Genomic DNA, 12613 nt, shown 5'->3' with positions numbered 1-12613 from the left:
CATTGATTATTCTTTCTTTTTTCGTTAAAATAAAACAGGTATGGAAGTTGTTACATTTTGAATAGAATAGAGGTGCTAATTTGTTCCCAGAAAAAATTGAAGAGGCTTTCGAGCCAATGGAACAAGCAATCCAGTTATTGCAACAGTCATTGGATACTTCTTTTTTAGATGCGTATATTGAAAATGGTGAAAATATTTTAGATGATTTTCAAGTACGAGTACTTGACGGAGTACCTAATCCAGAGACAGTGAAACAATTAGAAACGCTGTATCATACGATTAAAAAAATTGATTTAGCTCCTGAAGATGTGCGACGCTTGTCCCAATTACTTTTGTTAAAAGGAACGAGAAAAGAGCAGCTTCAAGCAAATCATCAATTGACACCAGACGGTATTGGCTTTTTGTTTGTTTATTTAGTAGAACAATTAACAAATAAATCAGAGCCATTAAAAATTTTAGATCCTGCTTCAGGAATGGGAAATTTACTGTTAACGGTTCTGCTGAACCTTGAAACAGCTGGTTACAAAGTTTCTGGTTATGGTGTGGATATCGATGAAACACTTTTGGCGGTATCTTCTGTGAACAATGCTTGGTCACAAGCCAATATTCAGTTGTTCCATCAAGACGGATTGCAAGATTTGTTATTGGATCCAGTTGATTTAGCATTAAGTGACTTGCCGATTGGCTATTATCCAAATGATGAGCGAGCAAAGGGATTTGCTGCTGCTGCGGAGGAAGGCCATAGTTATGCGCATCATTTATTAATGGAGCAAGCTATGAAATACGTGAAGCCAGCAGGGTTTGGCTTATTCTTAATCCCGACCAATATTTTAGAGACTGAGCAAAGTGAATTCTTTAAAAATTGGTTGACAAAAAATGTCTATTTACAAGGAATGATACAGTTACCTGATGAATTGTTTAAGTCAGAACAATCACGTAAAAGTATCTTGCTTGTTCAAAACAAGGGTGCAGATGCTGAGCAAGTGAAGGAAGTTTTGTTAGCAAAACTTGCCTCTTTGAAAGATATCAATAAAGTAACGGAGTTCTTTAAACAATTTGAAGCTTGGAAAGCTTCAAATTTAAAATAAAATAGTAACGAAGAGGAGAAAATTATGTCTAAAACAATTGCAATTAATGCAGGTAGTTCAAGTTTAAAATGGCAATTATACCAAATGCCAAATGAAGAAGTGATCGCTAAAGGAATCGTTGAACGTATTGGCTTAAAAGATTCTATCTTCACAATTAAATATGGTGAAGGACAAAAATATGAAGTAATTGTTGATATTGATAACCATGAAGTGGCAGTAAAAATGTTACTAGACCAATTAATCGACTTAAACATTTTAGGTTCTTATGATGAAATTACTGGTGTTGGTCACCGTGTAGTTGCTGGTGGAGAAGAATTTAAAGATTCTGTTGTTATTACAGACGAAGTATTAGAAAAAATTGAAGCTTTATCTGAATTAGCACCTTTACACAACCCAGCGAATGCAATGGGAATTAAAGCATTTAAACATATCTTACCAGAAATCATTAGCGTGGCAGTCTTTGATACGTCGTTCCACACAACAATGCCAGAACACAACTATTTATATAGTGTACCGCGTGAATACTATGAAAAATTTGCTGCACGTAAATATGGGGCACATGGAACAAGTCATCGTTATGTCTCTCAACGTGCTGCAGAAATGTTAGGTCGTCCAATTGAAGACTTGAAAATTATCACTTGTCACTTAGGAAATGGTGCTTCAATCACTGCAGTTGATGGTGGTAAATCAGTTGATACATCGATGGGCTTCACTCCTCTTGCTGGCGTTACAATGGGGACTCGTTCAGGGGATGTTGATGCGTCACTATTGCCTTATTTAATGACAAAACTTGGCTTGACTGATGTACAAGACATGGTTGATATTTTAAACAAAAAATCTGGTTTATTAGGTTTAACAAATGGTTTATCAAGCGACATGCGCGATATTCAATCAAACTTAGATAAACCTGAAGTTCAAACAGCATACAACATTTTTATCGATCGTATTCGTAAATACATTGGTAGCTATGTCACTGTTATGAATGGCGTTGATGCGATTGTCTTTACTGCTGGAATCGGTGAAAATGCAGTGGGCGTTCGTAAAGATATTATTGATGGCATGACTTGGTTTGGTTGTGAAATCGATGATGACAAAAATAATGTACACGGTGAAGAAGCAGTTATCTCAACTGATGATTCAAAAATCAAGCTTCTATTAGTACCAACTGACGAAGAGTTAATGATTGCCCGTGACGTAGAACGTCTAAAATAATTAAACGAACACACCTTGTGAGACGCTCTCACAAGGTGTGCTTAATAGGTCAATAAAGAGAAACTGAGCCAACTATCAAAAGTGATAGTTGGCTCAGTTTCTTTTTATTCTTTATTTTTCTTCATTTTTTGGTAATTTGTTGTCTAAATCCGTCCGTACAACGAGAACATCGCAGCTAGCGTTACGGATAACTGATTCAGAGACAGAGCCAATAAATAAACGCTCAACGGCATTTAATCCAGTTGCTCCTAACATAATTAAATCAATGTTGTATTCTTTTGGTAATTCTTTGGCAATAATGTTCTTAGGAGAACCATAGGCTAGAACGCTAGAGACTTTTGTTTGTCCCATATCCACCGCTTGTTGTTGGTAGGTGTCTAAGGTTTCTTTTGCCATTGACATTGCTTCTTCTGCTAGCGCACCATCAAAAGAGGACACTGATTGGAAAGAGCGCGTATCAACAACATGTGCTAATAGTAATTCAGCATCGTTTCGTTTAGCGACGTTGACCGCTTTTTTAAAGGCTAAGTCTGCTTCGTCAGAACCATCGATTGCTATCATAATTTTTTGATATTGTTGTAACATAATAACCGCTCCTTTCAGCGTAAAAAAAATCATTAATTGTTTCTATAATAATTGTAAAACAAACAAAGAAAAAAAGAAACTGAAACCGCTTCTTTTTTTCTGAATATTGGCATTTTTTTGTAAAAAAAGAGGTCGGGATAGAAGCGTTTAACTCCGAGAAATAAGAAGGGATTTCCGAAAATTGTTCTTTAATTTTTGGAGAATTCCGGCTTATTTCCGAAGGAGTTGCTTCTGTTCCCGCCGTTTATCAGTTTTTGAGCATGGAGCAAAAATCCAAAGTGATTTTTGTCCCACGCTCTTTAAATTCATCGTCTTTTATGACATTTTTTTTGCAAAAGTTAAACTAAACAACGTTGAAAGTAATAAAACAAAAAAGATAAAACCAATTGACAATAACGGGCGATTAAAAATAGCCGCTAGAACACCTAGAATGGCGATAATCAAGTAATAACGCCCAAAACGTTCGATAAACTGTTGACTTTCTGTTGCAGTTTCTTTTTTTAAGAGTGGTAAAAAAGCTGCACTTTTCTTCATCAAATAATAACTGGCTACGCCTGTGACAACGGCGAGTAATAGTACGAGTATACGAATCATCTTGTCCTCCAAAAAAAAACAACTTGCCAGAGCAAATTGTTTAGAAATCTTCATGAAAATGGTAAAATCCGTCGATGCCGGTAATCGTCCTAGAGTATTGAACCCGCAAGATAAGCAGGTGGGTTCCTCGATCGCAGTATTGAACTACCAAAAGAAAAGGCATGTTACCAACTTTGATACAAGCAGGATCCCTAGATATCAATAAAAATGTTCGGTCAACACAGTGAAAGGACAACGCGTACATCACAGATTTACCATCTTTATAATAGCATACTCTCTCAAAATCGGCAACGAGATTGTTTCTTTTTTTGAAAGCGTATTATTTTGTTATTTTTTCTGTTTCCATTCTTGGATACGCTTGAGTTGCTGATGTAAGGCTTGTTCATATTTACCAATATCAATCGGTTCGTAATAACGTGCCTCTTTTAATTTGTCAGGTAAGTATTGCTGATCGACCCAACCGTTTTCAAAATTATGTGGGTATTGATAACCAATACCACGGTTTAATTCTTTGGCTCCAGCATAGTGGGCATCACGCAAATGATCAGGAACGTCTCCCACAGAGCCTTGTCGAATATCTGCCAAAGCAGCATCAATCGCTGTGACTGCAGAATTTGATTTTGGCGATAAACATAAATCAATGACGACACTGGCTAGAGGAATTCTAGCTTCTGGAAACCCTAGCTTTTCGGCGGCTTGAACAGCGGTGACCGTCCGAGCGGCCGCCGCAGGATTCCCAAGACCGATATCCTCGTAAGCAATGACCATTAAACGACGACAAATAATCGGTAAATCACCTGCTTCAACCAAGCGCCCTAAATAATGAAGTGCAGCATCTACATCGCTTCCTCGAATCGACTTTTGGAAAGCGGAAATTACATCATAATGGGCATCGCCATCTTTATCATGGGTTAAGGCTTTTCGTTGCACGCACTCTTCAATAATCGGTAAGGTGATCTTAATTTCGCCTTGTTCATTTTTGGGTGTTGATTTAACAGCTAATTCTAGTCCATTTAGCGCACTACGTAAGTCACCGTTCGTTGCGCGTGTCAAATGTTGTAATGCTTTTACTTCTAAGTGGACGGGATAATCGCCTAAGCCACGTGTGCTATCGGTTAAGGCTTCTTGAATCGCTTGCTGAATGTCTGTTTCTGTTAAGGGCTTTACTTCAAAAATTTGCGTGCGACTACGAATCGCAGGGTTAATTGTAATATATGGATTTTCGGTAGTGGCTCCAATCATAATAATTCGTCCGTTTTCTAAATGAGGGAGCAAAAAATCTTGTTTTGTTTTATCTAATCGGTGAATTTCATCAAGCAGTAAAATCACTGTGCCACTCATTTTGGCTTCTTCAGCAACGATTTGTAAATCTTTTTTGGTGTCTGTGGCCGCGTTCAACATGCGAAAGGCATAATTTGTTGAACCAGCGATTGCGCTGGCAATACTGGTTTTACCAGTGCCAGGCGGCCCATAAAGAATCATCGATGAAAGCATTTTGGCTTCGACCATCCGACGAATAATTTTACCAGGGCCGACTAAATGTTGTTGACCAACTACTTCGTCTAAGTGACGAGGTCGCATTCGATAGGCTAAAGGTTGTTGCATAAAAGGACCTCCTTTTTCATAATCATCTTATTATAACATAAAGAACGTACATTCGCTTTTTGGTGGTTTTTTGGGTTTTAGATGGATATAGCGGAAGGTTTCGTGTATGATAGGGAGTGGTGAAAGAAATGAAAGAAACGATAAATATCTTTAACACAAAAACAACTGAAGAAGTGGCACAATACTTGTTAGGGATGTACTTAGAGCACGAAACAGCAACAGGCGTTTTAGGTGGGTACATTGTGGATGCAGAAGCTTATTTAGGTCCTGATGATGAGGCGGCCCATAGCTTTGGCTTGAGAAAAACGCCACGCTTACAAGCCATGTATGACAAACCAGGCACGATTTATTTATATACTATGCACACGCATTTAATTTTAAATATGGTGACACAAGAACAAGGCAAACCACAAGGGGTGATGATCCGCGCGATTGAACCTGTTGAAGGTGTCGACAAAATGATTGAAAATCGCCAAGGACGTCAAGGCGTGGAATTGACCAATGGACCAGGTAAATTAGTTGCAGCCTTAGGAATTGATAAGCAATTATATGGGCAGTCGATTTTTTCTAGTTCGTTACGGCTCGTGCCAGAAAAACGAAAATTTCCGAAAAAAATTGAGGCACTACCACGAATTGGAATTCCCAATAAAGGTCGTTGGACAGAGTTGCCTTTAAGATACGTCGTGGCTGGCAATCCATATATTTCTAAACAAAAAAGAACAGCAGTAGACCAAATAGATTTTGGCTGGAAGGATGAAGAAAATGAAAAAAGCAACAATGCTCACATACTTAGAGGAACAACTTGAAAAACACTTAGCAGATTACGAAGTAGGCCTTGATTGGGATCGCAAAAACCATACCATCGAAGTCATTGTTCGTTTATATGCAGAAAACAATGAACAAGTGGCGATTGATGATGTTGACGGTACGCTTTCAGAAGAAGAATTCATTGAATTTGAAGATGGCTTGTTATTTTATAATCCGCAAAAGTCAGTCGTTGATGATGAAGAGTATTTAGTCACAATTCCTTATGAAGGAAAAAAAGGGCTACGCAAAGCAGTTTTAGACGGATTCATTCACTATTTAAAAGTGGTTTTAGATGAAGGGCAAAGTGATTTGTTAGACTTTTTATCAGATGAAACAGCGGAAGTTTTTGAATTGCATTGGGAGCCAGCAGATTTTGAAGCGATGATTAAAAAAGTGGCAGAAACAGAAAAAGAACAATGGATTGCGTATCCAAGTTATTAATTTAGAGGTGAGAACATGAAGTGGACAGAAGTAAAAGTAGAAACGGCTAGCGAAGCAGTTGAAGCAATTTCAAACATTATGATGGAAGCTGGCGCAAGTGGCGTGGCCATTGAAGATGCGTTGGACATTGAAAATTTTGAAAGTGATCTGTATGGGGAAATTTTAGATAAAGAGCAATTCACCCACATTAAAGAAGGGGCGATTGTGATGGCTTATTTTCCTGAAACAACCTTCTTACCAGAAATTTTACCATTTATGAAAGAAAATATTTTACGCTTGCCTGAGTACGGCTTATCCATTGGTAAAAACGAAATGACAATTAGTGAAGTAGCAGAAAGCGACTGGGCAACTGCTTGGAAAAAATATTATCATCCTGTCCGTGTCACACGATTCTTAACGATTGTGCCAAGTTGGGAAGCCTATCATGCACAAGATGAAGCAGAAAAAATTATCACATTGGATCCGGGCATGGCTTTCGGTACAGGCACGCATCCAACGACTCGTTTAACCTTGCAAGCTTTAGAAACTGTTTTACGTGGTGGCGAAACAGTTCTAGATGTAGGGACGGGTTCTGGTGTTTTGAGTATTGCAAGTCGCTATTTAGGGGCTAAAGACGTCTACGCATATGATTTAGATGAAGTAGCAGTTGCAGCGGCAAAAGAAAATATGGATTTAAATCCCATTGCGGCCGATGTTCATGTGTCAGCCAATGATTTACTAAAAGGGATTGACCATTCTGCTGATGTAATCGTCGCAAATATTTTGGCAGATATTATTGTGTTAATGATTGAAGATGCTTGGCGTTTGCTAAAACAAGACGGTACCTTCATTATTTCTGGAATTATTGAAGATAAAAAAGCAATGGTTTTAGAAGCACTAACGAAAGTCGGTTTTGTGGTGGACCAACTCTTTAATCAAGGCGACTGGTATGCGATTATCTTGAAGAAACCAGAGGAAGAGTAAAATGCAACGGTATTTCATGAAAGAAGATTATCAAGAAAAAGATTTGTATAAAGTCGCAGATGAAAACTATCATCATATTGTGCGAGTTATGCGAATGACGCCGAATGATCGTTGTTATTTAGTATTTCAAAATAAAACTGCCATTTTAGCTGAGATTGTGGAAATTGATCCAACGTCTGTTTACTTTAAAGAAATTAGTAAAGAAGAAATGGACAAAGAATTGCCAATTGAAGTGACGATTGCGTGTGGGTTACCAAAAGGGGACAAGTTAGAATGGATTGTTCAAAAAGGCACGGAGCTAGGTGGCAATCAGTTTATCGGCTTTCCTGCGAAAACTTCCGTTGTCAAATGGGACCACAAAAAAAGAGCAGCCAAAGAAAAAAGATTACAAAAAATTGCCACAGAAGCGGCGGAGCAATCGCATCGGCAGCAGACACCAAATGTTTCTTTGGTGGAAAAAACACAAGAAATCATTGCGCAATTTGACTCATATGACACAGTCTTGGTTGCGTATGAAGAATCAGCAAAACAAGGAGAAAAAAGTCAGTTAGCACAAGTATTATCCACTTGCCAGCCAGGCGCACGTTTGTGTGTGCTCTTTGGACCTGAAGGTGGCTTTGCGCCGCAAGAAATTGAACAATTTCTGCAGGCTGGGGCGAAACTTTGCGGGTTGGGTCCGAGAATTTTACGAGCAGAAACAGCACCGTTGTATCTTTTAAGTGCGGTTAGCTACCAAATGGAACTTTTAAATTAAACGAAAGCCCGCCTGTAAAATTCTTGTAGGCATTCTCTTTGAATAAACAGAGAGTAAAAAAGCGACAGTGATTGAAATTTAAGGGAAATTTAGTATAATAGAGTTGTTGAAAGTGCTACTGTTTCAAGTGGTACTTTTCTTTTTTATTAAAATAGATAAAACGTGAACGAAGTGTTCTTTATCCAAAGGTCACCTTCATAGAGGAGTGAATACCATGCCAAAAGAAGAAATACTGACAGGCCCAGCGGTCATCAAAATTGTAAGTACCTATATGGGACCAGAACATGTTGAGTTGGTTCAAAAAGCATTAACTTATGCTGAAAAAGCACACGAAGGTCAAGTCCGACAATCAGGTGAACCTTACATCATCCATCCGATTCAAGTGGCAGGCATTCTGGCTGAATTACATATGGATCCCCATACTGTAGCAACAGGATTTTTACATGATGTTGTCGAAGATACGGACGTAACACTGGACGATTTAAAAGAAGAATTTGGCGAAGACATCGCAATGTTAGTCGATGGCGTAACGAAACTAGGAAAAATTAAATATAAATCTCATGAAGAACAATTAGCTGAAAATCATCGAAAAATGTTATTGGCAATGGCGCAAGATTTACGGGTTATTATGGTGAAACTAGCCGATCGTTTGCACAATATGCGCACATTAAAACATTTACGTGAAGATAAGCAACGACGGATTGCACAAGAAACTTTAGAAATTTATGCGCCTTTAGCACATCGCTTAGGGATTAGTCGAATTAAATGGGAATTAGAAGATACGGCCTTACGTTATATTAACCCCAACCAATACTATCGAATTGTTAATTTGATGCAAAGCAAACGCGATGAACGTGAAGCTTATGTGGCAGAAGCAGTCGAAGATATTCGTTTAGCTACGGAAGATTTAGAAATTTACGCAGAAATATATGGTCGACCAAAACATATTTATTCAATCTATCGTAAAATGAAGGACCAAAAGAAACAGTTTAATGAAATCTATGACTTATTAGCCATTCGTGTTATTGTCGATTCCATTAAAGATTGCTATGCCGTGTTAGGTGCGATTCATACACGTTGGACACCAATGCCAGGTCGCTTTAAAGATTATATTGCTATGCCAAAAGCGAATATGTATCAATCTATCCATACGACAGTTATTGGACCAAAAGGGAATCCAGTAGAGGTCCAAATTCGGACCCATGAGATGCACCAAATCGCCGAATTTGGGGTGGCGGCTCATTGGGCCTATAAAGAAGGCAAAGCGGAAAAAATTGAAACAGATGAACTGACGAAGCAAGTCGATTGGTTCCATGAAATTATTGAATTACAAGATGAAAGCTATGATGCTTCTGAATTTATGCAAGGTGTGAAAGAAGACATTTTTAGCGACAAAGTCTATGTCTTTACGCCAAGTGGAGATGTAACCGAACTGCCAAAAGGCTCCGGACCACTAGATTTTGCCTACAGCATTCATACTGAAATTGGAAATAAAACAACCGGTGCGAAGGTCAACGGCAAAATGGTACAGTTAGACTATGTCCTAAAAAATGGGGATATTATTGAAGTCTTAACATCACCGAATTCTTTCGGACCTAGTCGCGACTGGCTGAAAATGGTTAAAACAAGTAAAGCCAAAAATAAAATCAAACGTTTCTTTAAAGAACAAGACCGTGAAGATAACATTATTAAAGGGCATGATGCTGTCATTAAATACATGACAGAAATCGGCTTTACACCGAAAGAATTTTTAACGAAGAATAAAATGGCGGAAGTGCTAGATAAATTTAAATTTCAAACGGAAGATGATTTATTTGCGGCAGTAGGTTATGGCGAAGTAAGTGCGCAAGTAGTGTGCAATCGTTTAACAGAAAAAGAACGCCGCGAACAAGAGTTGGAACGTCAACGCCAAGAAGCAGAAGAGTTGTTAAATCAGCCAGCTAAAAAAGAATCAGAAAAAATGAAAGTTCGTCATGAAGGCGGCATCGTGATTCAAGGGGTGGACAACCTATTGATTCGTTTAAGCCGCTGTTGTAATCCAGTGCCTGGTGATGAAATCGTTGGTTACATTACCAAAGGACGGGGCGTTTCAATTCATCGTGCGGACTGTCCTAACGTACAACATCAAGAAGAATTAGCACAACGTCTAATTGAAGTTGAGTGGGAAGATACCGAGCACAGTCGCAAAGAATACGCTGCCGATTTGGAGATTTACGGCTATGATCGTAGTGGCTTACTGAGTGATGTTTTACAAGTCATTAGTTCGATGACAAAAAATTTAGTCGGCGTTGAAGCTCGTCCATCCAAAGATAAGATGGCCCAGATTCATGTCACTGTGAAAATTCAAAACCTTTCTCATTTAAAAACCATCGTTGACAAAATTAAAAGTGTACCAGATGTTTATAGTGTTCGTCGAACCAATGGGTAAGTGTTAAAAGTGAGGCAAAAAAGATGAAAGTAGTTATTCAAAGAGTCAGTCAAGCACAAGTTGCGATAGAAGAGCAGATAGTGGGACAAATCAAACAAGGCTTCATGGTGCTGGTGGGCATTCATCAAGAAGACACGCCAGAAGATGTGGCTTATGTTGTTGGCAAAATCAGTAAATTACGTGTTTTTGAAGATGACGAAGGAAAAATGAATCGCAGTATTCAAGAGATTGAAGGATCAATTTTGAGTATCTCTCAATTTACCCTCTATGCAAAAACTAAAAAAGGCAATCGTCCCAGTTTTATTGAAGCGGCTCGTCCAGATGTGGCGATTCCTTTGTATGAATTATTTAATCAACAATTAGAAGCAGAAGGAATAGCGGTAGCCACAGGAGAATTTGGCGCGGATATGCAAGTGTCGTTGACCAATGATGGTCCAGTGACCATTGTGATTGATACACGAGAAAAATAATTGATTTTCCTGTCGGAAACCCTTGACTTTCTAAGAGAACTTTAGTAGTTTATAGATAATATTAAAAATCTACGAAGGAACGAGTAAGTTTCATCTGTCTGCGAAGAGAGAGTTGCCGTGGCTGAGAGCAACTTCAACAGTGAAAGTGAAAGACATTCTGGAGATGGACGGAAGAAAAGCCGTCCCGTTACGAGCGTTAATCGTTGAGGAAAGAGTCAAATCTTTCAAAACTAGGTGGTACCGTGTAAAAGAGACTTTTACGCCCTTGTATGTTCAACATACAAGGGCTTTTTTCATTTTTAGAAAAAAGAAAATGGCGCACACATTTTTGTGGAATGATAGAAGGAGAGAAAGACAATGAGTTATCAAAAACCAAAAGGAACAAACGATATTTTGCCAGGAACTTCTGAAAAATGGCAATTTGTGGAAGAAACAGCTCGTTTGATTTTTAAAGATTATCAATACCAAGAAATCAGAACCCCGATTTTTGAACATTATGAAGTGATATCTCGCAGTGTTGGCGATACTACAGATATTGTTTCAAAAGAAATGTATGATTTTTATGATAAAGGAGACCGTCACGTGACGCTACGTCCTGAGGGGACAGCGCCAATTGTTCGGGCCTTCGTTGAAAATAAATTATATGGTCCGGAATATACGAAACCATATAAAACCTATTACATGGGGCCGATGTTCCGCTATGAACGCCCACAAGCTGGTCGTTTGCGTCAATTCCATCAAATTGGTGTGGAAGCATTTGGTAGTGAAAACCCAGCATTGGATGTTGAAATTATGGCTATGGCTTTGGACTTCTTCAAACAATTAGGCATCCAACAAATCAAATTAGTTATTAATTCCTTAGGGGATAAAGAAACACGTGCTACGTACCGTCAAGCATTAATCGATTATTTAGAGCCCCATATGGCAGAATTAAGCGAGGATTCACAACGTCGCTTACACGAAAATCCATTGCGGGTGTTAGACAGCAAAGATAAAAAAGACAAGGTGATCGTCGCAGAAGCGCCCTCCATTTTAGATTATTTAAATGAACCATCTAAAGCACATTTTGAAGCAGTAACTGATATGTTAGATTTACTAGAAATTCCTTATGAAATTGATAGTAATATGGTTCGCGGCCTGGATTATTACACACACACAATTTTTGAAATTATGAGTGAAGCGCCTAAAATGGGTGCGCAATCAACTATTTGTGCAGGAGGCCGATACAATGGTTTAGTTGAAGAATTAGGCGGCCCAGACACACCAGGTTTTGGTTTTGGTATGGGCATTGAGCGAGTGTTGTTAACAATGGAAGCTGAAGAAGTTGTGATTCCAGCGTTATCTGAATTAGACGCATATGTGGTTGGGATTGGTTCAGAAACCAACGTCGCAGCTTTGCAACTTGTTCAAAGCATTCGTAACTTTGGTTTCTCAGCTGATCGTGATTACATGAATCGCAAACCAAAAGCGCAATTTAAAACGGCCGATAAATTACAAGCAAAATTAGTTTTAACAATCGGTGAAAATGAATTGAATGAAGGCATTGTCAACGTAAAATCAATGGCAACACGCGAAGAAAAAGCCTTCCCGTTAAGTGCTATTCATGATTCATTTGATGAAGTGTATGACGAAATGATGACAAAAATGATTGAAGAATAAAAAGGAG

13 protein-coding genes and 1 other RNA gene are annotated in these 12613 nt (G+C 38.5%); 10 read left to right on the top strand and 4 right to left on the bottom strand.

Annotation, left to right across the window (positions count from 1 at the left end; translation table 11 throughout):
• The first annotated feature begins 80 nt into the window (after positions 1–80).
• Positions 81–1088 (top strand): class I SAM-dependent methyltransferase, encoded by a 1008-nt coding sequence (locus IGK03_RS08465; RefSeq protein WP_002357063.1) that lies wholly within the window; start codon positions 81–83, stop codon positions 1086–1088.
• A gap of 24 nt (positions 1089–1112) precedes the next feature.
• Positions 1113–2300, top strand: coding sequence for an acetate/propionate family kinase (locus IGK03_RS08460; RefSeq protein ID WP_002357064.1), 1188 nt, complete (start codon positions 1113–1115; stop codon positions 2298–2300).
• 111 nt (positions 2301–2411) lie between these two features.
• On the opposite strand, the gene IGK03_RS08455 is transcribed toward IGK03_RS08460, so the two are convergent.
• The 4 genes from IGK03_RS08455 to IGK03_RS08440 all read right to left on the bottom strand — a co-directional run bounded on the left by IGK03_RS08455 (position 2412) and on the right by IGK03_RS08440 (position 5084).
• On the bottom strand, positions 2412–2885 hold the full coding sequence (locus tag IGK03_RS08455; protein WP_002357065.1) for a universal stress protein: 474 nt from the start codon (positions 2883–2885) through the stop codon (positions 2412–2414).
• A gap of 315 nt (positions 2886–3200) precedes the next feature.
• Positions 3201–3533: a hypothetical protein gene (locus IGK03_RS08450; protein WP_002357068.1), complete on the bottom strand. Its 333-nt coding sequence runs from the start codon at positions 3531–3533 to the stop codon at positions 3201–3203.
• 7 nt (positions 3534–3540) lie between these two features.
• Positions 3541–3734: non-coding RNA, 6S RNA (ssrS, locus tag IGK03_RS08445), on the bottom strand.
• A gap of 72 nt (positions 3735–3806) precedes the next feature.
• Positions 3807–5084 carry a replication-associated recombination protein A gene (locus IGK03_RS08440; protein ID WP_033625035.1) on the bottom strand — a complete coding sequence of 426 codons (1278 nt, stop codon included), beginning with the start codon at positions 5082–5084 and terminating at the stop codon, positions 3807–3809.
• 128 nt (positions 5085–5212) lie between these two features.
• Here IGK03_RS08440 and IGK03_RS08435 point away from each other — a divergent pair, with 128 nt between their 5' ends.
• The 8 genes from IGK03_RS08435 to hisS all read left to right on the top strand — a co-directional run bounded on the left by IGK03_RS08435 (position 5213) and on the right by hisS (position 12606).
• Positions 5213–5890, top strand: a complete 678-nt coding sequence (locus tag IGK03_RS08435) for a DNA-3-methyladenine glycosylase (protein WP_002364174.1) — start codon at positions 5213–5215, stop codon at positions 5888–5890.
• Positions 5847–6332, top strand: a complete 486-nt coding sequence (locus tag IGK03_RS08430) for a DUF3013 family protein (RefSeq protein WP_010713278.1) — start codon at positions 5847–5849, stop codon at positions 6330–6332. The genes IGK03_RS08435 and IGK03_RS08430 overlap by 44 nt, the downstream gene beginning before the upstream one ends.
• A gap of 15 nt (positions 6333–6347) precedes the next feature.
• Positions 6348–7295 carry a 50S ribosomal protein L11 methyltransferase gene (gene prmA / locus IGK03_RS08425; RefSeq protein WP_002357075.1) on the top strand — a complete coding sequence of 316 codons (948 nt, stop codon included), beginning with the start codon at positions 6348–6350 and terminating at the stop codon, positions 7293–7295.
• A 1-nt stretch (position 7296) separates the two neighbouring features.
• Positions 7297–8049 (top strand): 16S rRNA (uracil(1498)-N(3))-methyltransferase, encoded by a 753-nt coding sequence (locus IGK03_RS08420; RefSeq protein ID WP_010713279.1) that lies wholly within the window; start codon positions 7297–7299, stop codon positions 8047–8049.
• Between the two features lie 214 nt (positions 8050–8263).
• On the top strand, positions 8264–10477 hold the full coding sequence (locus tag IGK03_RS08415; protein ID WP_002357079.1) for a RelA/SpoT family protein: 2214 nt from the start codon (positions 8264–8266) through the stop codon (positions 10475–10477).
• 23 nt (positions 10478–10500) lie between these two features.
• Positions 10501–10947 carry a D-aminoacyl-tRNA deacylase gene (gene dtd / locus IGK03_RS08410; RefSeq protein WP_002357080.1) on the top strand — a complete coding sequence of 149 codons (447 nt, stop codon included), beginning with the start codon at positions 10501–10503 and terminating at the stop codon, positions 10945–10947.
• Positions 10948–11086: 139 nt separating this feature from the next.
• A complete protein-coding gene (locus IGK03_RS08405; protein ID WP_002383130.1) occupies positions 11087–11308 on the top strand; it encodes a hypothetical protein in 222 nt (73 codons plus the stop codon).
• A complete protein-coding gene (hisS, locus tag IGK03_RS08400; protein WP_002362049.1) occupies positions 11305–12606 on the top strand; it encodes a histidine--tRNA ligase in 1302 nt (433 codons plus the stop codon). Before IGK03_RS08405 ends, hisS begins: the two co-directional genes overlap by 4 nt.
• The last annotated feature ends 7 nt before the right edge of the window (positions 12607–12613 follow it).

It is taken from the genome of Enterococcus sp. DIV2453a (genome assembly GCF_050533535.1).
GTDB classification, from domain to species: Bacteria; Bacillota; Bacilli; order Lactobacillales; family Enterococcaceae; genus Enterococcus; species Enterococcus faecalis.
Note: the sequence above shows the minus strand (reverse complement) of the source record. Positions and strands in the feature narration are given on the sequence as shown.